General features: G+C 46.3%; 17 protein-coding genes and 1 tRNA gene. 6 read left to right on the forward strand and 12 right to left on the reverse strand.

The genetic code is table 11. The features are described 5' to 3' along the window. Window positions 1-8: 8 nt before the first annotated feature. Entirely contained in the window at window positions 9-722 is a 714-nt protein-coding gene (locus KUA46_RS08325; RefSeq protein WP_218486841.1) for a hypothetical protein, read from the reverse strand. Between the two features lie 385 nt (window positions 723-1,107). Here KUA46_RS08325 and KUA46_RS08330 point away from each other — a divergent pair, with 385 nt between their 5' ends. The 3 genes from KUA46_RS08330 to KUA46_RS08340 all read left to right on the forward strand — a co-directional run bounded on the left by KUA46_RS08330 (window position 1,108) and on the right by KUA46_RS08340 (window position 8,056). Beyond that, a complete protein-coding gene (locus KUA46_RS08330) occupies window positions 1,108-2,316 on the forward strand; it encodes a hypothetical protein (RefSeq protein ID WP_218486877.1) in 1,209 nt (402 codons plus the stop codon). Window positions 2,317-2,537: 221 nt separating this feature from the next. Further along, window positions 2,538-6,539, forward strand: a complete 4,002-nt coding sequence (locus KUA46_RS08335; protein WP_218486842.1) for a hybrid sensor histidine kinase/response regulator transcription factor — start codon at window positions 2,538-2,540, stop codon at window positions 6,537-6,539. Between the two features lie 962 nt (window positions 6,540-7,501). After that, on the forward strand, window positions 7,502-8,056 hold the full coding sequence (locus KUA46_RS08340; protein ID WP_119227886.1) for a glutathione peroxidase: 555 nt from the start codon (window positions 7,502-7,504) through the stop codon (window positions 8,054-8,056). A gap of 166 nt (window positions 8,057-8,222) precedes the next feature. Here the strand turns inward: KUA46_RS08340 and KUA46_RS08345 are convergent, their stop codons facing one another. The 10 genes from KUA46_RS08345 to KUA46_RS08390 form a co-directional block, all read right to left on the reverse strand. Then, a complete protein-coding gene (locus KUA46_RS08345; protein ID WP_006847255.1) occupies window positions 8,223-9,584 on the reverse strand; it encodes a TrpB-like pyridoxal phosphate-dependent enzyme in 1,362 nt (453 codons plus the stop codon). A gap of 507 nt (window positions 9,585-10,091) precedes the next feature. Beyond that, window positions 10,092-13,505 (reverse strand): transcription-repair coupling factor, encoded by a 3,414-nt coding sequence (mfd, locus tag KUA46_RS08350; RefSeq protein WP_218486843.1) that lies wholly within the window; start codon window positions 13,503-13,505, stop codon window positions 10,092-10,094. A gap of 35 nt (window positions 13,506-13,540) precedes the next feature. After that, the gene (locus KUA46_RS08355) at window positions 13,541-14,281 is read right to left on the reverse strand and encodes a polyprenol monophosphomannose synthase (RefSeq protein ID WP_006847253.1); all 741 of its coding nucleotides are present in this window, start codon (window positions 14,279-14,281) and stop codon (window positions 13,541-13,543) included. Between the two features lie 94 nt (window positions 14,282-14,375). Continuing rightward, on the reverse strand, window positions 14,376-15,134 hold the full coding sequence (locus tag KUA46_RS08360; RefSeq protein WP_022120840.1) for a lysophospholipid acyltransferase family protein: 759 nt from the start codon (window positions 15,132-15,134) through the stop codon (window positions 14,376-14,378). A 60-nt stretch (window positions 15,135-15,194) separates the two neighbouring features. Further along, window positions 15,195-16,412, reverse strand: coding sequence for a metallophosphoesterase (locus tag KUA46_RS08365; protein WP_218486844.1), 1,218 nt, complete (start codon window positions 16,410-16,412; stop codon window positions 15,195-15,197). Beyond that, window positions 16,409-17,230, reverse strand: coding sequence for a vitamin B12 dependent-methionine synthase activation domain-containing protein (locus tag KUA46_RS08370; RefSeq protein ID WP_218486845.1), 822 nt, complete (start codon window positions 17,228-17,230; stop codon window positions 16,409-16,411). The genes KUA46_RS08365 and KUA46_RS08370 overlap by 4 nt, the downstream gene beginning before the upstream one ends. A 44-nt stretch (window positions 17,231-17,274) precedes the next feature. Next, window positions 17,275-18,609, reverse strand: a complete 1,335-nt coding sequence (locus KUA46_RS08375) for a dihydroorotase (RefSeq protein WP_218486846.1) — start codon at window positions 18,607-18,609, stop codon at window positions 17,275-17,277. Window positions 18,610-18,678: 69 nt separating this feature from the next. Continuing rightward, on the reverse strand, window positions 18,679-19,503 hold the full coding sequence (locus tag KUA46_RS08380; RefSeq protein WP_022120844.1) for a DUF4369 domain-containing protein: 825 nt from the start codon (window positions 19,501-19,503) through the stop codon (window positions 18,679-18,681). A gap of 150 nt (window positions 19,504-19,653) precedes the next feature. Beyond that, a complete protein-coding gene (locus KUA46_RS08385; protein WP_006847247.1) occupies window positions 19,654-20,079 on the reverse strand; it encodes a hypothetical protein in 426 nt (141 codons plus the stop codon). Continuing rightward, on the reverse strand, window positions 20,063-20,410 hold the full coding sequence (locus KUA46_RS08390; RefSeq protein WP_022120846.1) for an FtsB family cell division protein: 348 nt from the start codon (window positions 20,408-20,410) through the stop codon (window positions 20,063-20,065). The genes KUA46_RS08385 and KUA46_RS08390 overlap by 17 nt, the downstream gene beginning before the upstream one ends. Window positions 20,411-20,478: 68 nt before the next feature. On the opposite strand from KUA46_RS08390, the gene KUA46_RS08395 reads away from it, so the two are divergent. Next, complete coding sequence (locus KUA46_RS08395) at window positions 20,479-22,407, forward strand: DNA polymerase III subunit gamma/tau (protein WP_153138626.1); 1,929 nt, start codon at window positions 20,479-20,481, stop codon at window positions 22,405-22,407. Between the two features lie 790 nt (window positions 22,408-23,197). On the opposite strand, the gene asnA is transcribed toward KUA46_RS08395, so the two are convergent. Then, window positions 23,198-24,235, reverse strand: a complete 1,038-nt coding sequence (gene asnA / locus KUA46_RS08400; protein WP_218486847.1) for an aspartate--ammonia ligase — start codon at window positions 24,233-24,235, stop codon at window positions 23,198-23,200. A 257-nt stretch (window positions 24,236-24,492) separates the two neighbouring features. Here asnA and KUA46_RS08405 point away from each other — a divergent pair. Further along, window positions 24,493-24,566, forward strand: a tRNA-Arg gene (locus tag KUA46_RS08405). A gap of 34 nt (window positions 24,567-24,600) precedes the next feature. After that, window positions 24,601-25,824, forward strand: coding sequence for a peptidase T (gene pepT, locus KUA46_RS08410; protein ID WP_022120147.1), 1,224 nt, complete (start codon window positions 24,601-24,603; stop codon window positions 25,822-25,824). Window positions 25,825-25,847: the final 23 nt, after the last annotated feature.

Here is a 25,847-nt window from a genome sequence, read left to right on the forward strand (position 1 = left end):
TTATATCATCATCTTCTCGGCAACTTCTTGATTGCATGTGGCATGAATGCCCTACCGGTAGCCTTACCGAAGCTAGGAGCTACGGAATCGGTTGCAGCAGAACGGGTCTTCTTACGGGCTCCACTCGGATCGTAACGCTCCAGATCGATTTGCATCACATCACCCTTAGCCTTACCTGTTCCTATCATATAACCATAGAACACATCCTGGCCCTTTTCATCACCCAGATAGAAACCATACTGCTTAGCACCTGCATCCATCACATAGGTAGCACCAGAATTATAACGGATATAAATATCACCATTCTTATCGATGTACCAGGTAAACTTCAGAGTTTGGGATTCATAGCTTCCATCATCGGCATAATCCACTTCTACACCATTACCACTGAGCGAGTTTACCTTATCACCCGCCTGATAGAACGTCATCTCGGCAATGAAACTGTAGTTATTGCGAGACTGGCCGTCCTCAGCAAGTTCAGAGAGCAGCACAGAGCCTCTCCAGTCGCCAATAAGGGTCTGAGCCTCCGACAGCAGGTAATTGTTCTGAGAGCTGTTAGAACCATTATTCCAGTAGTCCTGGTTCCATCCCCAGCCACCATGATTATAGTCATCATACCAATAATAATCATCATACCAGTAATCGTCATCATCACACGAGGTGAATGAGAAAGATGCAACAGCTATCGCCATCCACATCCATATCTGCTTAAACTTTTTCATATCAATTTATCAGTTAAGTTATTTATATTCTTATATCTTCTATACTTTTGAGCTCTTGAAGAACAGCATTCTTTCTTGAACTCGATGCAAAGGTAGTAGTTTTTGCGGCTACCACAAAGGGGAAAAGGATACAAACTGAGGGGGAAATCCCTATTCTTTAGAAAAAAGCTATTTTTTAATGGTATTAATTTCTATTTTAATGGTGTATCTTTCTCTGTATCAAATATTTAACACAATCTTAACACATTGTTTCGATATTTTGTGTATCTTTGCATCAGTAATAATTCTAAGATCATACTTTTAGGACAAAGTAATTTCTAAGAATCAACTCAACAAATGAGTTTCAACTGTTAATTAATCGTTTAACCTTTAAAATTATTAAGTTATGAACAAATTTTTACGCTATTCATTAACATTGGTTCTGGCATTCGTAGCTAGCGTTACGTTTGCACAGGAAGTAACTTTTGACTTTGACAATGATTACAAAACACTCTTCCCAGAACTGACAGGTACATCTTCTTCAGATTCTAAAGATGGAGATATCACCAAAGCCATGACATGTACAACTAATGGTATTTCTGTAACAGTTTCTGCAAAAACTTCTGGTTCGAATGATAACCGAATCTGGAGTAGTTCACCACGTCTCAGAATGTACAGTGGAACGCTTACGATTCAAGCACCTGCTGACAAGAAGATTGCTTCTATCGACATTATAAATAAAAGATGGAATGATAATAACAATGCTGACGTAGGTACTAATAATAAAGGTTCTTGGACTGGTGATGCAAACAAAGTTGTATATACAATTGCTGGCAACACCCAAATCAAGTCTATCAAAGTTACGCTCGCTGGTACCAAGATAGAGTACACCGATGCAGCAAGTGTAAAGGAACTCTTGGCTAACAATAAAGAAGCTAAGGATTACATCAACCTCAAACTCACAAACGCAAAGGTATTATACGTAAACAGCTACAAGGGAACCGTAAATACTTACGTACGTGAAGGTGATACTGCTATCGAAATGAGAACTTTAGGAATCGATATGCCTGTAAACAGCATCATTAGCGGTACTGTTAAGGTAAATTTGGCTTATGACGCAGGAATTCCTTATCTGTCAGCAAGCAAGGAAACAAACGGCGAAAATCTCAAAATCACAGAGAGCAACGAAGCTGCTGAACCTGTTATTGCAACTGTAAAGGACATCCTTGATGGCAAATACACCAACGACCTTATCAAGATTAAGGAGTTCACATTCAGCAAAGAAGAGTATACTGCAGGTAAATTCAACTACTATGCTAATGATGGTGAAAACAAGATTATGATTTACGATAAGTTTAGCGGTATTGGTGGTGTTTCAAAATTAACAGAAGGAGAGAAATATACCTTAACCGGTATTTTCGGTGTAATATTCAAAAACATCCCTGAAGTTCTCCCTATCAAGGCTGTAGAAAAGTTTGAATCTACCGGCATCACTAACATTACAACAGATGAAGCTGCAAAGAACGCTCCTGTTTACAACCTCGCAGGCCAGAAGGTAACCAAGGCTTACAAGGGTGTAGTCATCAAGAACGGAAAGAAGATGATTCAGAAGTAATCAAATTCAAAACAACATATCCCTACTGCTCCCCCGATATTCATTTATCGGGGGAGTTTTTTTTGTTAGGCATAACATACAGCAAATCAACCAAATATTACCCCTATAACATGAAAAGTGGAATAATTTAATGCAATAACAAAAAAAATACACCTGAAACTACGATATCTCATTTATTTTCACTACCTTTGTTGCGATTAATAAACGTATACGAATAAAAAATGATGAAAAGAAAATTATATATCACCTTATTAGGACTGCTCTCTACCATCATGACAGCAGCTGTACCCTACTGCGATGTGAGAAAATTCTCTATCACAGACGGACTCGCTGCCAATACCATCTCAGACCTCAAACAAGGTAAAGACAACCTCATGTGGTTCAGTACATGGAACGGACTGTCGTTCTATGACGGCTATAAGTTTCATACTTTCAGAGACAACCCCGATGATATTGACGTACTGTCAACCAACCGTATACTGAAAATAGAACCATCCTATAGCAACAACGTGTGGTGTATCACATACGACCGCAAGCTCTACGTATACGATACCCACTTCTGCCGGTTCTTTGCTGTAGGACAGAAATTCAACGAAGAGTTCAACATCGACCTGCGCGTGAGCCAGGTATACCCAATGAAAAACGGAGCTACATGGTTTACTTCAGAAGACGGAAAATACATCATCCGATCGGTAGGAAAAACCTTTGATGAGCGGAACATAGAACTCATCAAAGTAGGAAAAAAGGGACTCAGAAGCGGAAATGTATGGTACATCCATCATGATATACACGGAAGAGAATGGGTGCTTACCGACAAAGGCGCATGCATATACAACTCGAAATTTCCAAGCAAACTGCCTTTCAAATGGCTCAGAGGGGTGGGAGAAGATGAGTTCCTGGCAACTGAAGACGGTAAACTGGCAAAATATGACCTGCAGAACCGACTCACCATGATACCAATGCCAGAAGGCGTAACCCGTATCAACGAACTGAAAAATACAGGTTACCAGCTCCTGCTGGCAACCAATCTGGGTGTGGTCATCTACAACCCGCGCACCTTCAAGTTTGATATCATCAACGTACAGAGCCCGAGTCAGCCTCTGGCAGAGGTAAAGAAGATTTATACCGATGCTTTCGGTATGGTATGGGCATTCACTGACGGCATGGGAGTAACCCTCGTCAATCCGAAGACCGGACAGAAACAGTGGCTCTTTGCCGACCAGGACGACCCGATGGACCGCACAACCTGCGAAAGCAATTTTATCACACAAGATGAACACAAGACCCTCTGGGTAGTGCCAAGAGGAGGAACCTTCAGTTATTTTGACCGCAAGGCAGGAAAACTGGTGCCTTATCTGCTGAGAAGCAATTCATCGGGCAACTACCGCATACCGAAGATTACGAAATATGTACTCTCAGACCAGGGAATCCTCTGGCTGACAGGCTCTCACGACCTGACACAGGTAGTCTTCAAATATCACCCTTACATTATCAACAAGCTGGATGTGGGCGAAGACGAAGTGTTCTCGGTGAATGCATCGCCAGACGGACATATCTGGGCTGGTTATCACAACGGAGTAATCCAGGTGCTCAACGCATCCTACCAAAGCATCGGATACCTGTCGCCAAGCGGACAGATTGTGCCACAGCAAGTAAACTTCGACGAGAAGGGCATCATGTCTATCCACTTCGATATCAAGGGAAGAGCATGGATAGGAACCAACGGAAATGGTGTCTATCTGATAGATAAAATGCAGGTAAGACACTTTGTTTATGATGCCAACAACCCGTCATCGCTGCCGTTCGACAAGATACAAGACATTGTAGCCGACCGTACCGGACGCATCTGGATAGGTACCTACGGAGGTGGGCTGGCACTTGTTAACGAGGCAGCAGACGGCAGTATCAGCTTCATCAGTAAACGAAACGGACTGCCTTGGGAGAAACAGCACTACGACCGCATACGCCGCATCTGCTGCACCACTACGGGAACCATTCTCGTAGGAACTACAGATGGTCTCTTCACCTTCAGTGATGCCTTTACAAACGCAAGAAAGATCAATTACCACAAGACCTACTACATACCGAACGATACAACTAGTCTGGCTGCAAACGATATGAACAATATCATGGAGCACACCAGCGGCAAGATGTATATCTCGCAACAGGGCGGTTTGATGGAAGAGATTGTGAGCAAATCGCTCCTGCAAGACAACCTGAAGATGAAATACTTCCATGCCATCGATATTAACGAAGGCATCGTACAGGGCATGGTAGAAGACAACCAGGGAAGAATCTGGGTAATCAGAGAATCGAGTATCGACTGCGTAAACCCGAAAACGGGCCAGTGCAATGTGTTCGGACCTAACGACTTCGACTTCAACATGTCGTTCTCGCAAAGCCGTCCTTACCACGATCCGGCAAGCAACAACATCTCGGTAGGTACCCCGATGGGACTGATTACCTTCAATCCGGCTACGCTGAAGAAGAGCAACTACCAGCCTAAAGTCATCTTCAGTTCCCTCCATTATAGCGGAGAGAAGGAGTCGGAACCTATCCTGCACAAGGATAAAGTGGTGATTCCTGCCAACAAGCGAAATCTGACCATCAACTTCGCATCGCTCGACTATCAGCGTAAGTATCAGACCAAATATCTCTATCGCATAGATGGTTATACAGCTCCAGGCGTGTGGATATCAAACGGAAGCAGCCATAGCATCGGCTTTAACCGTATCAGTCATGGCGATTACGTACTCAAGGTGAGAGCCACCAACTCTCACGGTGTATGGAGCAAGTATGTGGCAGAATTGCCTATCGAAGTGCGCCCTACCTTCTGGGAAAGCATCTGGGGCAAGCTTCTCATGCTGCTCCTGCTCTTCGGTATCGTAGGCGCAATCTTCTATACCTACAACCAGCGCCAGCGCGAGAACGTAACCCACGAGATGAGCGTGATGAAGAATGAGTTCTACAACGATGCAGCCAACCGTCTGAGAACCCCTCTAACGCTCATCGGAGCCCCGGTAAAAACCGTTTTGGATACCGAACCGGGTATCACCCGAAAGGGCAAGGAACTGCTGAGAATGGTAATAAACAATGCCAACGAAATGCTGGTAATGCTGGACAAGGCTCAGAGATACGGCAACAAGGCAGACTTCTATACGAACAGCGGTCTGACCGAGGAAGATTACGACCTGACAGAAAGGGAGAAAGAGAACGGACAGATTGACGACCGCAATGCATCCGACTATCTGGAAGAAGTAAATAAACAGAAAGAAGATAAGGATGAAGAGGCTGAACGACTGGAAGGAATGGGCAAGGAACAGAAAGAAGCACAGGAAGAAACGAAACTCAAAGACCAGACTGTACTGGTAGTTGAAGACAATGCCGACCTGCGCAAGTTCCTCTACAGTATTCTCTCGCCTACCTATAACGTGCTGCTCTCAGAGAATGGAAAGGCAGGTTTGGTGATGGCCCGCAAGGAGATACCAGACTTTATCCTCACGGACGTTACCATGCCTGTGATGGATGGTTTGTCGATGATTCACGAGATCAAGCAGGATACCACCCTCAACAACATCCCTGTGATGATTCTCTCAGCCAAGGCAAGCGTAGAAGATCAGCAGCGAGGCTTTGATGAAGGTGTTGATGCCTATATCACCAAGCCATTCTCTACCCCTTATCTGCTCGGCCGAATAGAGGCTATCCTCACCCAGCGCCGCAACATTCAGGTGGATATCATCAGAAAGCTGAAGGAAGCTGGCGATAAAGATGCCATAGCAGCCTTGCGAATACTGCCTACAGTTGTTCCTCAGCCTGCTCTTAACCAGGAAGAAACAAATGCCGAAAACGAAGCGGTTGACCCAAACAGCGAGCTGGCATTTATGGCGGCACAGATGCAGGACAGAACCATGATGCGTGCCTTCAGGTTTATTGTTGAAAATGCAGGCAACCCGGAACTCAAGATAGATGATATCTCGAACGAAATCGGTATGAGCCGAAGCGTACTATATAATAAGGTGAAAGCAACGACCGGAATGACACCGGTAGACTTCGTTCGCCATATACGTATCAAGAAGGCATGCGAGATGTTGCGCAAGACAGACGATACACTGAGCAGCATCGCCTTTGCAGTAGGTTTCACCGACCCTAAGTATTTCTCGAAGGTATTCAAGAAAGAAACGGGTATCGTGCCTACTGAATACCGAAACAGAACGCAGGGATAGCCCGCATCATTACAGATGAAAGCAGTCATCATTACTGATGGCTGCTTTTATCTGTATTGACAAAAAAGTAATACATATTACAGGACATATCTTCAGTTGTTGTCGGGCACAGCCTTCTTTGTTATCGTACACAGCAAAACGTTCAAGCAAGGAAAAAAGCAGAATAGTCATAAAATTGAGCCATTTTGCTTTGTTTTTTGACCGAATATTGCAAAAAAGTATAAAAATGGGGGGGTATTTGATTAATTTTCCCTTTTTACTGAAAAAAAACTGAGAAAAAGTTTGGTGTTACAAGAAAATGTAGTATCTTTGCAACAAGTTCTTAGAAAAGTTAAATGATAGATTAATCGTAAACCTCTTTTTCTTTGTTTTTTTGAGGAAAAAGAGGTAAAGAAAAAGAAATGCAGGGTTTGTGAAAATCCTGCATTTTTTATTTTTATAACTTTCATGCAGGCCGTTATGTAGTCTTATAAGCTACACACCTTTCTATTCACAAACCCAATTATCAACGGAATCTATATACTCTTAACTGCGATACTATCTACATTATATATATTACGCACAGAACTTTCGCATGTGGTTCAAGTACGGGCTGAAGGCCCAAAAGCTCCTAGCCCAGGGTAACGCCCTGGGTATGATGGCAATCAGCAAGACGCCCTGTAAGGGCAAAAGCTTTATGTTTTATCTGGAGTTTTAAAGCTTTTGCCCTTACAGGGCGACAGGTTTGAGTCCAATTACCCAGGGCGATGCCCTGGGCTAGGGGCTTCTGCCCTTTCAGGGCGTATGGGACAAAACTTGCGAAAGTTCAGTTATGCTTATTCCTTCATCTATGATTTTGTTCGATTTTTAGAATTTTTAAAAAAACTCTTGAAGTATTCTAAGAGAAAAGTAGTATCTTTGCACTCTAGATCACATAAGTTGAGATCGGAAATATAGATAACACATACATAAAGATAAAAAAAATGAGAACTGTTTACGAATTTTCTGTTAAAGACAGAAAGGGAAAGGATGTTTCCCTCAAGGAGTATGCCAACGAAGTGCTGCTCATCGTTAACACCGCCACAAAGTGTGGTTTCACCCCTCAGTATGAGGAACTGGAGAAACTTTATGAGACCTATCATTCTCAAGGTTTCGAAATACTTGATTTTCCTTGCAACCAGTTTGGTCAGCAAGCCCCTGGTACAGATGAAAGCATTCATCAGTTCTGCAAGCTTACATACGGCACAGAGTTCCAGCGCTACAAGAAGATCAAGGTAAACGGAGACGATGCTGCCCCTCTCTTCAAATTTCTGAAAGAATGTAAGGGCTTTGCTGGTTGGGACGAGAACCATCCTCTCTACCCTGTTCTCGACAAGATGTTGAGCGAGGCTGATCCTAACTACAAGGAGAGTGCCGATATCAAGTGGAACTTCACCAAGTTCCTCGTTAACAAGAAGGGTCAGGTTGTAGCCCGCTTCGAGCCTACCACAAGCTTCGATGTCATCGCTAAGGCTATCGAAGAGTGGTTGAACTTCTAATGAAGATAGAAGTCTCGAACTGAGAATAGAATCTCTAAATAAAAAGCCAGGTTGCTTTTCGCAGCCTGGCTTCTTTTATAATGTGATATTGTTATTTCAATATATCTCAAAGAATAATTGTCAACTGTTTGCTATAAACTATAAACTATTAACTGTTAACTGAAAATTAGTCAACCTTTGGCACATCCTTGAGGAACTGCTGGATTTCTTCATCACTCACAGAATAATCGTGCAAATCGCCATTGATAAAGCTATCGTAAGACGGCATATCGATAAGACCATGACCTGAGAGACAGAACAGGATAACCTTCTCCTTGCCCTCTTCCTTAGCCTTCAGAGCCTCACGTATAGTGGCTGCAATCGCATGACAGCTCTCTGGAGCAGGAATGATACCCTCGGTCTGAGCGAAGAGCATACCTGACTTGAATGACTCCAGCTGAGGGATATCTACACCATGCAGATAACCATCCTTCAGAAGTTGGGAGATAATCATACCAGCACCATGATAACGGAGACCACCTGCATGAATGTTGGCAGGCTTGAAATCATGACCCAGAGTAAACATTGGCAGCAATGGAGTGTAACCTGCCTCATCACCGAAATCATACTCGAACTTACCGCGAGTCAGCTTAGGACAGCTCTCCGGCTCTGCAGCTATAAACTCTGTATGGCGCTCGCCTGTGAAGTTGTGACGGAGGAATGGGAAGGCAATACCACCAAAGTTACTACCACCACCGAAACAAGCAATCACCTGATCAGGATACTCACCTGCCATCGCCATCTGCTTCTCTGCCTCTAGACCGATGATGGTCTGGTGAAGTGCCACATGATTGAGCACAGAACCCAGCGTATACTTACAGCCCGGTGTGGTTGTAGCCAGCTCAACAGCCTCACTGATGGCAGTACCGAGCGAACCAGGATGATGAGGATCACGTGTGATAATGTTCTTACCTGCGCGTGTACTCATGGAAGGAGAACCCTCTACAGTGGCTCCAAACGTACGCATGATGCTGGAACGGTATGGTTTCTGCTGCATGGTAATCTTTACCTGATAAACTGCTGCCTCCAGGCCGTAGAGTTTTGCTGCATAAGAGAGGGCTGCACCCCACTGGCCTGCACCAGTCTCTGTAGTGACATTGGTATCACCCTCCTGCTTACAGTAGTAGCACTGAGGAATGGCAGAATTGATTTTATGAGAGCCTAACGGATTGATACTCTCATTCTTGAAATAGATATGCGCCGGAGTACCGAGTGCCTCCTCAAGGGCGTAAGCACGTACAAGAGGGGTTGAACGGTAGAAGGTGTACTTCTCCAGCACATCTTCCGGAATATCAATCCAGGCGTGCTCTGTATCAAGTTCCTGCTTTGAGCACTCCTTATTAAATACGTGTGACAAATCATCAGCATTCATTGGCTGGTGTGTCTGAGGGTTCAACGGTGGCAATGGCTTGTTAGGCATATCTGCCTGAATGTTGTACCACTGAGTAGGAAGTTCCTGCTCGCTTAAGATGTACTTTTTCTGTCTCATGTTTATATATATATTTAAAATTGTTGTATGCCTGAACAAAGGTACAAATAAAAAATGAAATAAAGAACTTTTTCATGTGTTTTTCCACTATTTTTTTATTTTTATCCAATAAAATAGTTCATTCTACAGGTATTATTTGTTATATAAGTGTATTTTCAGTGTCATTTTTATAAATTAAATCAAATATTACCCCATAAAATACCAAATATTACCCCCTATATTATAATGAAAAGTAGTATCTTTGCAACAGAAAAATTCAAAATGCGTTGTGAAACGCTTATCATCATCTTTTACTTATACAAAAAAATAAAACATTGGAGTTCAATAGGGATATTGAGATTCCAATGTTTTTTTTATTCACTAAACTGAAACATATCATCATGTAAAGTTGACATATCATCATGTAACGTTGTCAGATTTCTAACCTTTCAGTATAAATCAACAGTCTGTTTTATTGTCTACTTCCACAATTGATACAGGATTTTACCCATAGACTGTAGACACAGATTATTTCTTTTCATTACCTAAATCTATCTGCGATATCTGATTCAACAGATTTACAGCCTGCCCTACAGTCTTCACATCATTGATGCGAAGCATTCGCTTGTTGAATTTTTCCTTCAGAACACAATCTTGAATATGGCTGGTAACGTAAGCTAGTATGCGATTAAACATCTGACTTCTGTAGAACGGACTGTTTACATTGCTCACAAACTGCATCTGCATATAGCCCTGCTTGAGAATAATCTTCTCGCAACCTAGCTTCTTGCCTACCCTACGCAGACCTACCACATGCATCAGTTCGTCTGCTTCATGAGGCACAGGACCAAAACGGTCTATCATACGCTTGCGGTAAGCTTCTACTTCCTCATCGCTCTCCAGACGGTCCAGTTCACGATAAAGGAGCATGCGCTCACTGTCACCCGGCACATAGGTCTGAGGAAAATACATCTCCAGATCACTCTCTATGCCACAATCGTCAACGAAATCATCACCCGTAAGCTGGGCACCTTCATCCATCTTCTCCTGATAAAGATCACAGAACTCCTCGTTCTTCAACTCTGTGACAGCCTGAGAGAGAATCTTCTGGTAGGTTTCATAACCCAGATCTTCCATAAAACCGCTCTGCTCAGAGCCCAGCAGATTACCCGCACCGCGGATATCCAGGTCCTGCATGGCGAGATTGAAGCCGCTACCCAGTTCGCTGAACGTCTCCAGAGCCTCCAGACGGCGACGCGCCTCAGGAGTAAGTGCACTCTTAGGTGGCGCCATCAGATAGCAGAAAGCCTTCTTGTTGCTTCTTCCTACGCGTCCACGCATCTGATGCAGGTCACTCAATCCGAAGTGATGAGCATCGCTCACGATAATCGTATTGGCATTGGAAATGTCGATACCGTTCTCTACAATAGTGGTAGAAAGCAGTACGTCATAATCGTAATTGATAAAGCCCATGATGATTTTCTCCAAATCCTCAGGCTTCATCTGTCCGTGACCGATTGCTACCCTACAGTCTGGGATATGCTTCTCGATGAGCATCTTGAGCTCCGGAAGCTTGGATATTCTATCGCATACGAAATAAATCTGTCCGTTTCGGCTCATCTCGAAATTGATGGCATCGCAGATAACTTCACTACTAAACGTTACCAGTTCGGTATGAATCGGATAACGGTTAGGTGGCGGAGTGCGCATGATACTCATATCCCGGGCGCCCATCAGAGAGAACTGGAGGGTTCGCGGAATCGGAGTGGCACTCATCGTGAGTGTATCGACATTTACCTTAAGCTGACGGAGTTTCTCTTTGGTAGACACACCGAACTTCTGCTCTTCATCGATGACGAGCAGTCCCAGGTCATGCCATTTCACGGTCTTTGATATCAGCTTATGCGTACCTATGAGGATATCAATCTTACCCTCTTTCAGGGCGTCAAGCACCTCTCTGGTTTCCTTCGTTGTACGGGCTCTACTGAGATAGTCTACCCTTACAGGCATGCCTTCCAGACGCTTTTTGAAAGTCTGATAGTGCTGGAAAGCCAGAACGGTAGTAGGCACCAGCACCGCGACCTGCTTGCTGTCGCACGCTGCCTTGAAGGCTGCACGGATGGCAACCTCAGTCTTGCCGAAGCCCACATCGCCACAAACCAGACGGTCCATCGGTCTGCCGCTCTCCATATCCTTCTTCACCTCCTGAGTAGCCTTATTCTGGTCTGGCGTATCTTCATACAGGAAGGAAGCCTCCAGCGTATGCTGCAGATAATTGTCGGCACTGAAGGCGAATCCCTTCTCCCGTCGGCGCTGGGCATAGAGTTTGATCAGGTCGCGCGCAATGTCCTTGATTCGCTTCTTAGCTTTGTCCTTGAGTTTATCCCAGGCACCTGTACCCAGTGTAGACAGGCGAGGCGGAGTACCGGTATCGCTGCGGCGATATTTGCTGATTTTATAAAGCGAGTGGATAGAAACATCCACCTTGTCATTGTTCGTATAGACGATGCGGATCATTTCCTGATAGCTGTTGCCCGCAGGAACCCTAACCAGACCGCCGAACTTGCCGATACCGAAGTCTACATGCACGATAAAATCTCCCACTTCCATCTCCTGCAGTTCCTTCATGGTGAGTGCCATCTTGCCGGCTCTCGCTTTATCTGAGCGCAGGTTATATTTATGAAAACGGTCAAAAATCTGATGATCGGTAAAGAAACAGCACTTCTTGTCATGGTCAGTAAAGCCTTCATGAAGCGTCTTGTCTACCGGTGTAAAACGGATGGCGTAGCGCTTCAGCTCTTCGCTTTCAAAGATATCCTTCAGGCGCTGTTGCTGCTTCTGGCTATCTGCCAATATATATAAGGTGTAACCCTGGAGCAGGAAATCCTCCAGAGTCTGACAAAGCAAATTGAAATTCTTATGGAAAAGAGGCTGTGGAGCGATATTAAAAGGTATCACAGCCGAACTCTCTGACGGAGCGACCTTGCCGAATTCGATACGGAGATGAGCCGCTACTGCCTTCTTGAAATCGAGCGGAGAAACGAGGTTGAGCTCGGTCTTCATGTCATGTCTGATGCGCTCAGCCTCTACCTCAGTAGCTCCCTCCAGCTGCTCGGTAAGGCTTTGCGATGAGAAGCCTTCGGTATAGATTTGACCGATGCGGTCGCAAACGAAAGAAAGGTCTTTCGCAACGACTGGCGTACTTTCGGAGAGGAAATTGAGGAAACACTGCTTGTTGCTCTCGATATGGGCGAGTTCGGGCACGATTTCTATCTCTGTGCGCTTCGCCTGCGAGAGCTGGGTCTCAACATCAAAGGTACGGATGGTGTCAATCTCATCGCCGAAGAAGTCGATACGGAACGGATATTCGCAGCTGTAGGAATAGACATCAAGGATGCTTCCACGCACGGCAAACTGGCCCGGTTCATAAACATAATCGGTTTCTTTGAGTTCGAAATCGCGCAGGGTATGAACCACATCGGTCTGAGCAATCTGCTGGCCTACAGTCAGTTTCAGAATCCGTTCATCAAGATTCTGCTTAGCCACAACGAGTTCTGCCAGTGCATCGGGATAAGTGACTACCAGGAAATGTCCTCCCGAAGAGAGGCGCGCCAGCACCTCCGTACGTAGGATTTCGTTCGCAGCATCACGCTGCCCGTATTTCACGGCACGCCGATAGCTGGAAGGAAAGAAGAAGACCTTCTCCTGCCCCATCATCTGAGTGAGATCGTGAAAAAAATAGCCTGCTTCATCGGCATCATCCAGTACGAAGAGTACCGAACGCCTCATCTTCCCTTGCAGAGAAGCAAAGAACATCGGAGCCGAAGAGCACAGCAAACCCTGGAGAAAAATGGAATGAACCGACTTCTTCCCCATCAAATCAAAGAGGGCATCCGCCTGTGGCGAACGCCCGTATGTTTTTTCTATCTTTTGGATTTCCATCCAAGTACTGATTAGTGATTACTGATTACTGAGTATTAATCCTTCTTCGGATATTTCTTGAACCAGCCATCCAGGCGCAGTCGCATCACACCAAAGAAAGCCTCACCAAAGATGCCACCACTCATCTTGCTCACACCTTCACGACGGTTAACAAAGATGACAGGTACCTCCTTGATCTTGAAACCTATTCGATGAGCCGTATATTTCATCTCTATCTGGAAAGCATAGCCCTTGAAGCGGATAGCATCCAAATCTATGGTTTCCAATACCTTACGTCGGTAGCAGACGAATCCAGCTGTGGTATCATTCACTTTAAATCCGGTTACGATACGTACGTATTTAGAAGCGAAATAGCTCATCAATACGCGTCCGATAGGCCAGTTGACCACGTTCACACCCGAAATATATCTTGAGCCTACAGCCACATCATACCCCTCATCGTGAGTTGCCGCATAGAGACGAGGCAAATCATTAGGATCATGACTGAAGTCGGCATCCATCTCGAAGATGAAGTCATAGCCCTGCTTCAATGACCATTTGAAGCCCATGATATAGGCTGTACCCAAACCGAGCTTACCCGAACGCTCCAGGATATGCAGACGACCGGCAAACTCATTAGCCATCAAGCCTTTAACAATGGCAGCAGTACCGTCAGGACTTCCGTCATCGATAACGAGGATATCAAACTGCTTTTCGAGACCGAAGACAGCACGGATGATTTTCTCGATGTTTTCCTTCTCATTATATGTAGGAATGATTACTATGCTATCACTCATAACTTCTTCTAATTTTAATGATTCTGATTCTATATAATGTAATACAGATGCAAAATTACAACTTATTTTTGAAATAACAAGCAAAAACCCGAAATTATTGGTCCGGATTCTCTACAAAACCCTGATATTTCTTGTCAAGCCCGCTCATGATTGCCTCATAGCTCTTGTTCATCTGGTTCTTGATATTGTCAGCTCCCTTGCCTATCGGCTCGATAGGCTCATGAATGGTGAGCTTCAGAGGATGCCAGAAAGCCCAGTAGATGTCCTTCATGCGAGGCTTCACATCAAAACTGCCATTGATGGTAAGCGGACATACCGGCAACTGCAGTTCATCGGCAAGCATGAAAGCACCGCGGCGGAACACGCCCATGTGCCCCGTAAACGAACGGGCACCCTCAGGGAATACCACCAGCGACATGCCCTCTTTAAGCACCTCGCGAGCACGGTCATAAGAAGCACGGATCTTAGAAGGTCCGCTCTTGTCTACAAAGATGTGGTGCGCATACTCACAGGCGATACCGATGAGAGGCACTTTGCGCAAGCCCTTCTTCATCATCCACTTGAAGTTTCTGCCCAGAAAACCGTATATCAGGAAGATATCGAAAGCGCCCTGATGATTGGCCACGAAAACATAACTCTGGTTCTTCTTGAGATGCTCACGTCCCTCTACCTTTACAGGCAGGAGGAGGATGCGGACCCAAAGCCAGGACCAATACTTGCCGGGATAATAACCCCAGAAATGGCCATTGCCCAGCATACATCCCAAAACAGTAGTTAAACTGGTTAAAACGCTAGCTACCAACAGGATAGGCAAGCATATTACAAGTTGATACAGACGATATAAGTACTTCATTTTTTATTTAAGAATGAATAATTTAACACTCAACATTTAACATTCAACACTCAACACTCCTCATTTTCTTTTGAGTGTGATGACCACGATTTCTGCCGTAGCCCCTATGCGGATTGGAACGGTACCGCCCAGACCCGATGTGGTATAGAGCTGGCAACCCTCCTCCTCGAAGAGGCCGTAATCATAAGGAGTAAACATCGACGGACGCAGGCCCAGAATACTGATCTGCCCCGCATGCGTATGCCCGCTCAATGTAAGCTGCGGTGCTACGACCAGCGAATCCTTCCTGTCAGGTCCTATCACATCGCCATCCTCATCCTTCTCCTTATTAATAGTAGAAGGCCAGGTCTCGCGCCACTGCTTCGGCATATGCTGCAGCATCAGCACGAAAGAGCCCGGTCTGATGCCATACAGCGCCTTCCTTACGTTGGTGCGCTTTGGCTTGTCATAGTTCTCTGTACCAGCTACATAGATACTGTCAGCGCCTCTATGCACCGCCACATGTTCATTCATCAGCAGGCGCCATCCGCAACTCCGCTGGAAGTCCTGCATCCGCTTCTCGAGCGCAGCTATCTCCTGCTCTTCATCTACATCCATATAATAGGTGTAATCGTGATTGCCCAGCACACTCATCACGCCATCTCTGGCTTTCAGACTGCTGAGCAGCGCCTGATACTCAGGCAATTCATCGGGCGTAACATTCTGTAAATCACCCGTAAAGCAAATCAGATCAGGCTTCTCGGCATTAATGCTGTCGATATCGCGCTGAGGCAGATGACCACGCCAGCCATAGTATGACCCGAGATGGATATCGCTGAACTGAACGATGCGATAGCCCTCGAAAGACTTCGGCAGATTGGGTACATAGATGGTGATTCGCTTGACTTGCATCTTAGGAAAGCCTTCGGTAAATCCGTAGATGAAGCAGAAGAACGCCACCGCTCCCACTACCAGTCCGAGGAGCTTGCCCCAGTTGCGATGGCCGTGGAGAAGCCTCATACAGCACCAACCGAAGACACTGAACAGGCTGAAGACAAACTGCGGAACCGCACATACTGCCATCATCACAAACCAGATGTCGATGAGCACCGGATTGCGTGGCAGGAAGTTGGGCAGTATCGTGATATATGCGCTGTAGGCGATAACCACGAAAGCCGGCAACCAGAAGAGCACCCGCTGCCAGAGACTCTTCAGCCGTAACTTGCCATACCTTTTATATATCCACAGATACGGCAACAGGGTGAATACCACTACGGGTATCAATATTCTTGCTATCATTTCTTGATCAAACTTGATTGAAGATACGTTTTCATTGCCTGCACGGGCACTCCTCTGCGCTGTGCATAGTCGCGAAGCTGGTCGTCTCCTATCCGTCCCAGTTCGAAATACCGCGACTTGGGATGTGCAAACATCAGCCCCGAAACACTGGCATGAGGCGTCATCATTCCGCTTGTGGTAAGCCGGATGCCCACCTGACTCATATCGATGAGCTGGTCGATGATGAAGTTGGCACTGGTATCGGGCAGCGAAGGATATCCTATAGCCGGACGGATGCCCTGATAGCGCTCCTGATGCTGGTCTTCGATGCTCAGCTGCTCGTCGGGAGCATAGCCCCAGATGCTGCGTCTCACCTCTTCGTGCAACTTCTCTGCCGTGGCTTCAGCCAACCGGTCGCAGAGTGTCTGTGCCATCATGTTGAGGTAGTCGTCCGAGCGATATTTCTTTTCCAGACTGCCATCTACCGTCGTACAGAAGATACCCAGCCGGTCTGTTATTCCACTGCCCAGAGGACGGATGAAATCAGCCAGACAGAGATTGGGTTCTCCCTGAGCCGCCGGATGCTGCTGACGGAGCATCGGGAAGCGGACTTTCTGCCCTTCCAGCCAGATATCATCCCCCTCGCTGTTCGCCTCGAAGAGTCCGAAGACGGCATAGGTATGATATTCGCCTTCCCATGAATGGAGCATATCGAGCGCCTCAGCCTTCATTTTTTCCTTTTCCCCACGAGGTTTGCCGCTCAATCCCCAGGCATGATAAAAGTATAGCCAGTTGATATATGGCTCAATTTCGCTTATACTGTATACTATTCTTCGCATCCGATACGATATTTTATTTTATAATCCCCGTAAGATTTCCATTTTCAGGAATTGTTTCTGAACTCCAGTTCCTCTCCTCTGCTGGCGGCATCAAACACGCCTTTGTCGTAGATAAGACGACCGTTACAGAAAGTCTGTTCCACTTTCCATGCAAACTCGTCACCCTCTACAGGGCTCCATTTACACTTGCTCTGAATCACCTCTGCGGTCACCTTCCAAGGCTCTCCCTTGCGCACCACAACGACATCTGCCTTATAACCCGGACGCAGGAAGCCGCGCTGACTGATATGGAACAGACGGGCTGGATTATGGCACATCAGTTCAACCAGGCGCTCGATACTGATTACCTTTTCGTCAACAAGTTTCAGCATGTTTACCAGTGAGAACTGTACCATTGGCATACCTGATGCAGCCTTGGCACAACCGCCCTGTTTATCCTTCAACTGATGAGGAGCATGATCGGTACCCACTACAGTTATCTTACCATTACTCAGCGCCTTACGCAAAGCATCTCGGTCAACAGCGGTCTTTACTGCAGGGTTGCATTTGATGCGTGCGCCCTTCACAGCGTAATCTTTATCCGAGAACATGAGATGAGCCACAACAGCCTCGCCTGTAATATTTTCATCCTTACCAAAGAACTCCAGTTCCTTAGCCGTAGTAACATGGGCGATATGGAGATGCGCCCCGCTTTCCTTAGCCAGCTGCACCGCCAGACGGCTGCTTTCATAGCAAGCCTCCTCGCTGCGTATTTCCGGATGATGTTCTACGGCAGGGTCCTCACCCCATTTCTGCTTAGCCAGCTGCATGTTGCGGTTGATGATTTCAGTATCCTCACAGTGGGTCATCACCGGCAAATCCAGCTCTTTCGCCTTCTTGAAGATAGCCTGCAGCGCCTCATATTTATCCACCAGCATATTGCCCGTACTGGAGCCCATAAAGAGCTTGATTCCCGGAACATGATGCGTATCGAGCTGTTCAAAATCATTTACATTATCATTGGTAGCACCAAAGAAGAAACTGTAGTTCACATGACTCTTCTCAGCACCCAGCTGCCGCTTCGCCTGCCAGGCCTCCAGAGTGGTAGTCTGAGGTACCGTGTTAGGCATCTCAAAATAACTGGTCACACCACCAAAGGCAGCAGCGCGGCTTTCGCTCTCGATGTCAGCCTTCTGCGTAAGTCCCGGCTCACGGAAGTGAACATGATCATCAATCACACCCGGCAAAACAAAACACCCCGAGGCATCGATGACTTCATCGTAATTGCCACGGGGTGCCTCGCCTTCATATATCTCCTTGATAAATTCACCATCCAACAAGAGGTCGCCCACAAAAGAGCGACCCTCATTTATAATGGTTCCATTCTTGATTAATTTCATATTACTAAACTTATAAAATGAAGAGTTTTACAAGATGTTAATGCCCAAGACTTTGAAAGAGCCCTGTTTCTACTCCTGACCTTCCTGTTTTTCAGGAATCGTAGGCGCAGCCAGTTCGTTGGCTGTAGGTGCCGGAGCCGCATCAGGATTTACCTGTGGAGCCGCTTCCATCTCTGGCTGCATGCCGCTCTGCGCATCTCGTGTACCGTTCATAATCTCCTGATTCTCTTGAGCTTTCTTATAATAGTCCTTTACATAAGGATCGTTCTTGAAATAGTCGGTAGCCTTGCTCATGATATCCTCAATCCAAGGAGAGAGCATCGGATACTGGTTGCCCATTGTAACGAGGAAGAAGACGCCCGGTCCCAGCACATTGTTGAAGTTGTCGGTAACAAACGAAGTGATGAGCTTGTCTTCCTGCTCAGAGAGGCGGATGGATTCCTCGTTCAGATGCTTGTTGACAGCCACCATATCGCTACCGTTCATGATAGCCTGGTCGTGCTTGTGTACCAGTTCGCGCAACTGATTCTGAATCTGCTGGTATTTCTTGAAGAATCCGAAGAGTTTATCGTTCATAGGAGTACCGCTTACCACCTGCTGTGTATCATCGAGCTTCACCGTAATGCTTCCACTCTCCAGCACCAGCGGCAGCACAGGGTCATCATCCATGAAGATATTCGCCATCTTCATAGAGTCGACAGAACCCTGAAAATGGAACTGTCCGTGCACTACATCGCAAGAATCCACGTTCTTGAAATCGTTGTTTTCCAGTATCTTAAGGTACAGCATGCGTCCGTCCAGAGTACTTACGTTAGAAGTACCCGAGATATCGTAACTGTTGGCACAAGATGCAAGTGCCATCAAGGCAATGAATGCGTAAAATATTCTATTCATAAGCTATCTATATCACTTTCGGTGAACAAAAGTACAATCTTAATTTGAACTGACGAAATAAATTGCAGCAATTTAATTCATTCTTACAAGATTTATGTTTTGTTTGCACTCCTGTTGGCCACCGAAAGCTTTTTTCTCGTCCTTTCTATATTACTGATTGTTTTCCTTCTTCAGTTCATGAGAGATGCGATGCGTGGTATACAGTTCCAGCAGGGCTGCGATGAGGAGGAAGACTACCCACTTATTATAGAAATAGGTGATATAGGTCTCATAATTCTCAAACCAGCGGCGCAGGAAAGCATACACCGTATCTACCATCGAGATGCCTGAGAGCACGAAGAAGATGTCTGCTACATACTGCATGCGCTTCAGGCGGTGGATAACCAGCGAAGGTCCCTCATAGAACTGCATCGCCTGCATTACACTGAAGAGTATGGTACCCAGCAGGAACCCCCAGCTCGTTACCTGCACCAGCTGCGGATGTGAAAAACCAAATGCGAAGCAAGCCGCACCGACAACCATCAGCACGCCGCCCAGCAAGAAAATAGCACTTTCCAGTTTACTCAATTGTTTCATTTTCGTCTTGTTCGTTAGTTTTTTCCGGAATATCCGAACTCAATACAAAGATATCTTCATCATCAGCCTTCATGAAATAACGCTGGCGGGCTATCTTCTCAAATGCCCGCGCACCATGCTGCATATCGCGCAGGGTACGCTTGTCGTTTTCATACTGCTCATGATACTTTTCTATCTCCGAACGGAGCGTAGCTATCTCTATCTGGTATTTAATGTGCTGTCTTACACTGTTGTCGTCAACTACACCAACTACCAGAACACCCGCTACAATCACTATAAGATACTTATAATGAGCGAGATAATTCCATATAATACCAAGTTTTTTACTCATTTCTTCCGAATTTGTTTGCAAAGATAATATTTTTTTGTTATCTTTGCATCATCAATTAAGAAAAAATAATGGAAGAGTATATAGTTTCTGCAAGAAAGTACCGTCCGATGACCTTCGATTCGGTTGTCGGACAGAGTGCATTGACCACCACTTTGAAGAATGCAGTGAAGAGCGGCAAGCTGGCGCACGCCTATCTTTTCTGCGGTCCGAGAGGTGTGGGCAAAACCACTTGTGCCCGCATTTTTGCGAAGGCAATCAACTGCGAGCATCCTCGTGAAGACGGCGAGGCATGCAACGAATGTGAGAGCTGCCGTGCCTTCAATGAGCAGCGTTCCTACAACATCTTCGAGCTGGATGCCGCCAGCAACAACGGTGTTGACCAGATTAAGGTTCTGATGGAGCAGACCCGCATCCCGCCTCAGGTAGGCAAGTATAAGGTGTTTATCATCGATGAGGTGCACATGCTCTCAACAGCCGCCTTCAACGCCTTTCTCAAGACGCTGGAAGAGCCGCCTCAGCATGTCATCTTCATCCTCGCCACTACCGAGAAGCATAAGATTCTGCCTACCATCCTGAGCCGATGCCAGATTTACGACTTCGAACGAATGACGGTAGCCAATACCATCAACCACCTGAAGATGGTGGCTGAGAAGGAAGGCATACAATATGAAGAGCAGGCGCTCGCCGTGATAGCCGAAAAGGCTGACGGAGGTATGCGCGATGCCCTCTCTATCTTCGACCAGGCTGCCAGCTTCTGCATGGGCAACATCACTTACCAGAAGGTGATCGAGGACCTGAACGTGCTCGACAGCGATAACTATTTCCGTCTGGTAGACCTGGCTCTGGAGAATAAGGTGGCCGAGATGATGGTAACACTCGACGGCATTCTGAGCCGCGGTTTCGATGGCGGCAACATGATACAGGGGCTTGCCCAGCATGTGCGCAATGTGATGATGGCGAAGGATCCTCAGACCCTGCCTCTGCTCGAGACCAGCGACGACCAGAAAGCCAAGTTCCAGGCTCAGGCCCAGAAGGCACCTACACCTTTCTTATATAAGGCGCTGGAACTGATGAACCAGTGCGATATCCATTACCGCGCCAGCAGCAACAAGCGATTACTGGTAGAGCTCACCCTGATACAGATAGGCCAGATTACGCAGCCCGAGGATCAGGATGTGCCTAGTGCGGGGCGTACGCCCAATAGATTAAAATCCCTGTTTCAGAAACTCCTGGCTCAGTCTAAGCTTGCCTCTCAGGGTGCAGGTTCTGAGCCTTCTGGCAGCAGCGAAAACCGGTCATCACAGCCGGGAGCGTCTGCTGCTACAGCTACTGCTGTGCCTTCGTCAGGGGCACCGGCAGCCGCTTCTGCAGCCTCCAATGCTGCGCCTTATTCTGCATCTTATTCTGCATCTGCCACCGCAGCCGCATCCGCCTCTCCAGAAGGCTCAGCCGCTGCCGGAGCTGCTACTGATGCTGCATCGCCTCACAAGCCACGACTCAAGAATATCAAGCTGGGCGGCATAGGCATGACTTTCTCTAACCTGAAGAAGAGGGAGGAGAACCAGCGCCGCCTGCACAGTCCGTATGATGATACCAATGAGGAAAAAGCGACCATCACGGGCGACCAGAACGAGTTCACCCAGGAGCAGGTGGAAGCAACATGGTTCAGTATGTGCATGAGAATGCAGAACAAGCTGGATTTCATAGGCTTAGCCAACCGCATGAAGAGTATTGTACCGAAGATAACCAACTATCCGCAGATAGAGGTTATCATCAACAACCAGCTCTTGCTAGACGACGTTTTGAACATCAAGAACCGCATTCTCAAGACTTTCGTCTTAGGTCTTCACAACAGCGAACTGAGCATCAGCTACCGCCTTGCCGACCAGGAAGAGGTAGGCAAGGTTCTGACCAAGAATGAAGTTCTGGAACTTCTTATGGAGAAGAACCCTGCAATGAAAAAACTCACAAAGGACCTGGATCTGGTCATGACATAGAAGATACTCCACACGATACGAAATTCTCCACTCCATGTAGAACAACCTATACGGAGTGGAGAAACTAGTACTATCTTCCCCCAAATGCTGCCATTATACCCGGGCGTATGATGCCCCAAGAGGTTATTCAGTATTCAGTATTCAGTTTTTTTCGCGATAGTTACCTTTTATACGGTTACAAATTGTAAGTAATTATTTTATATTATATATATATATTATTATATATATAATATACTATCTATACAGAGAGTGGTAACAACAGCGAAAAAAACTGAATACTGAATACTGAATACGTTCCACGTAATCGGTTACTACTTTGTAATATACTGGTTTATAGCGTAAAACATAGTTTTCCACACCGCAAAACATAGAGATGCGTCCCATGAAACATAGAGTTATTTCTCTTTACTAAGTTTCAAATCGTAAGCTGCTGAAAATCGCTCCTTATCACATGCCTAAATTTGGTAGATACCAGAAATCTTCATATCTTTGCACCGGCAATCGAAAGAACAGTCTTTTGTGCCTCGCTCGAGTCTTCTATTAAGACCAACACGGGTTATAAATGATGGCAGACGCCGGTCATCAATGAAGACCCCGAAAACGGCAGAAACGGGGCGTTCTGGGGAATTTGAACCAACTAGGTTAGTGTCATACCGACACACAACAAAAAAAAAGCCCCCGATGCAGAAACGCACCGGGAGCCTTCGTAAGCAAATTATTATTATCTTAAAAAGATCAACTGAATATGCAGCACATCAAAGTATACACCATGACGCACCGTCAGAAAGCCTTAGATGAGGTTCATGCCCGCTTCCTCAGCCTCCTTGCGCATCTCCTCAGGCCAGATGCTAGCCTGGATCTCACCAATATGAGCCTTATGAAGCAATACCATGCACAGACGGCTCTGGCCGATACCGCCACCAATGCTCAGAGGCAACTTGTCGTTCAGGAGCTGCTGATGGAAGTAAAGCTTCTCTCTATTCTCCTTGCCCTCCAGCTTAAGCTGACGCAGCAGACTCTCCTTGTCGACACGGATACCCATAGAACTGAGCTCGAAACTGCGACCCAAAACAGGATACCAGATGAGGATATCACCATTCAGTCCCATCTTGCCGTTCTCAGCCACGGTGCTCCAGTCATCATAGTCAGGAGCTCGGCCATCATGCTTCTTGCCATCGCTCAACTTGCCTCCGATGCCCTCTACAAATACAGCACCATACTTCTTGCAGATTGCATCCTCGCGCTCCTTAGGAGAAAGGTCTGGATACATATCGAGCAAATCCTGCGCATGAATAAAATGAATCTCCTTAGGCAGGAAAGGCTTCAACTGAGGATAATGCTCGCAAGCCAGGAACTCGGTACGCAAGATGGCACCATAGATGCGGCGCACGATATTCTCGAGGAAGGCAATGGTACGGTCTTCCTTGGTAATCACAGCCTCCCAGTCCCACTGGTCAACATAGAGCGAATGAAGATTATCCAGTTCCTCGTCAGCACGGATGGCGTTCATATCTGTATATACGCCATAAGCAGGCTCAATCTCATACTCGGCAAGCGTCAGTCGCTTCCACTTGGCAAGAGAATGAACCACCTCAGCCTGGGCTTCGCCCAAATCCTTGATAGGGAAACTTACAGGGCGCTCTACGCCGTTCAGGTCATCATTGATACCAAGACCCTTCAATACGAAGAGCGGAGCGGTAACGCGACGCAGACGGAGCTCGGTGCTCAGGTTTTGCTGGAAGAATTCTTTTATCATTTTAATACCCATTTCGGTCTGGCGCATATCCAGCAGCGCCTTGTACCCTTCAGGTTTTATCAAATTGCTCATTTTTATTTCATATTTAGTATTTGCGCTGCAAAGGTACAAAATAATAATTAATCTGCAAGCATTTTTCCGTATTTTTTCGCAAAATGATAGCATTTTTAAGTTTTTTAGTAGCATTTTGTAGAACAATTTGCAAATACACATTATATATATGAAAAAATCTGCCCCAAATATTTGGTTATTTCAAATAAAAGCAGTAATTTTGCAGTCGACTTCCGTTTCGATGTCATACAACTGGAGAAACGGGCGGCAGAAAAGAGGGTCTCGTAGCTTAGCTGAATAGAGCGTCAGATTCCGGTTCTGAAGGTCGTGGGTTTGAATCCCACCGAGATCACCCGAAACAACAGAAATGATTAATAATTGAAAACATGGATTTAGTAGAACGATTTATAAACTATACGAAATTCGACACACAGTCGAGCGAAGAATCGACCAGCGTGCCTAGTACGGCAAAACAGCTCGAATTTGCCAAGTACCTGAAGAAGGAACTTGAGGACGAAGGATTGAGCGATGTCGAAATGGATGACATGGGCTATATCTATGCCACTCTGAAGAGCAATACCAAGAAAAAGACTCCTACCATCGGATTTATTTCACACATGGATACATCGCCTGATGCCAGCGGAAAGGATGTAAAGGCGCGCGTCATCAAGAACTATGACGGCAACGACATCGAGCTGAGCCCGGGCATCATCTCAAGCGTTGAGACTTTCCCAGAGCTGAAGGCTCACAAGGGAGAGGATATCATCGTGACAGACGGTACTACCCTGCTGGGTGCTGACGACAAGGCGGGCATCGCTGAAATCGTACAGGCTATGTGCTATCTGCGCGACCACAACGAAATCAAGCACGGCGACATCCGAGTAGGTTTCAATCCTGACGAGGAAATCGGTATGGGTGCACATCATTTCGACGTAGAGAAGTTTGGCTGCGACTGGGCTTACACCGTAGATGGCGGCGACCTGGGCGACCTGGAATACGAGAACTTCAATGCTGCCGGAGCCAAGATCGTCATCAAGGGCGTGAGCGTTCATACAGGCTATGCCAAGGGAAAGATGGTGAATGCAAGCCGACTGGCTGTGGAATTCCAGAACATGATTCCTGAGAACGAGACTCCTGAGCAGACTGAAGGCTACCAGGGTTTCTACCACCTCATCGGCATCGAGAGCCGCTGCGAGGAGGCAAAACTCAGCTACATCATCCGAGATCACGACCGCAACAGGTTTGAAAACCGCAAGGATTTCATCGAGGACTGCGTGAACAAGATGAACGAGAAGTATGGCGACGGAACCGTAAAGGCGGTTATCTACGACCAGTACTATAATATGAAGGAGAAGATTGATCCTAACATGCACGTCATCGACATCGTGCTCAGAGCGATGCAGGAGAGCGGCGTTCCACCTCGCGTAGAACCTATCCGCGGCGGTACCGACGGAGCCCAGCTGAGCTTCAAGGGTCTGCCTTGTCCTAACATCTTCGCCGGCGGTGTCAACTTCCACGGTCCTCACGAGTTTGTGAGCATTCAGGTAATGGAGAAGGTAGTGAAGACCATCGTGAAGATTGCGGAAATCACAGAAGAATTTAACGACTAATACAGATATGGGGAATTTAGACA

The sequence above is a fragment of the Segatella copri genome, assembly GCF_019249765.2.
GTDB classification, from domain to species: Bacteria; Bacteroidota; Bacteroidia; order Bacteroidales; family Bacteroidaceae; genus Prevotella; species Prevotella copri_K.

Excerpts from the sequence above, each read along its gene's own strand:
- KUA46_RS08330 (WP_218486877.1), top strand. The coding sequence starts at position 1,108 with ATGAACAAATTTTTACGCTATTCATTAACATTGGTTCTGGCATTCGTA.
- KUA46_RS08385 (WP_006847247.1), bottom strand. The coding sequence starts at position 20,079 with ATGAAACAATTGAGTAAACTGGAAAGTGCTATTTTCTTGCTGGGCGGC.
- KUA46_RS08365 (WP_218486844.1), bottom strand. The coding sequence starts at position 16,412 with ATGATAGCAAGAATATTGATACCCGTAGTGGTATTCACCCTGTTGCCG.
- KUA46_RS08345 (WP_006847255.1), bottom strand. The coding sequence starts at position 9,584 with ATGAGACAGAAAAAGTACATCTTAAGCGAGCAGGAACTTCCTACTCAG.
- KUA46_RS08355 (WP_006847253.1), bottom strand. The coding sequence starts at position 14,281 with ATGAGTGATAGCATAGTAATCATTCCTACATATAATGAGAAGGAAAAC.
- mfd (WP_218486843.1), bottom strand. The coding sequence starts at position 13,505 with ATGGAAATCCAAAAGATAGAAAAAACATACGGGCGTTCGCCACAGGCG.
- KUA46_RS08390 (WP_022120846.1), bottom strand. The coding sequence starts at position 20,410 with ATGAGTAAAAAACTTGGTATTATATGGAATTATCTCGCTCATTATAAG.
- KUA46_RS08380 (WP_022120844.1), bottom strand. The coding sequence starts at position 19,503 with ATGAATAGAATATTTTACGCATTCATTGCCTTGATGGCACTTGCATCT.
- KUA46_RS08395 (WP_153138626.1), top strand. The coding sequence starts at position 20,479 with ATGGAAGAGTATATAGTTTCTGCAAGAAAGTACCGTCCGATGACCTTC.
- KUA46_RS08335 (WP_218486842.1), top strand. The coding sequence starts at position 2,538 with ATGATGAAAAGAAAATTATATATCACCTTATTAGGACTGCTCTCTACC.
- KUA46_RS08370 (WP_218486845.1), bottom strand. The coding sequence starts at position 17,230 with ATGCGAAGAATAGTATACAGTATAAGCGAAATTGAGCCATATATCAAC.
- asnA (WP_218486847.1), bottom strand. The coding sequence starts at position 24,235 with ATGAGCAATTTGATAAAACCTGAAGGGTACAAGGCGCTGCTGGATATG.
- KUA46_RS08325 (WP_218486841.1), bottom strand. The coding sequence starts at position 722 with ATGAAAAAGTTTAAGCAGATATGGATGTGGATGGCGATAGCTGTTGCA.
- KUA46_RS08340 (WP_119227886.1), top strand. The coding sequence starts at position 7,502 with ATGAGAACTGTTTACGAATTTTCTGTTAAAGACAGAAAGGGAAAGGAT.
- KUA46_RS08375 (WP_218486846.1), bottom strand. The coding sequence starts at position 18,609 with ATGAAATTAATCAAGAATGGAACCATTATAAATGAGGGTCGCTCTTTT.
- KUA46_RS08360 (WP_022120840.1), bottom strand. The coding sequence starts at position 15,134 with ATGAAGTACTTATATCGTCTGTATCAACTTGTAATATGCTTGCCTATC.
- pepT (WP_022120147.1), top strand. The coding sequence starts at position 24,601 with ATGGATTTAGTAGAACGATTTATAAACTATACGAAATTCGACACACAG.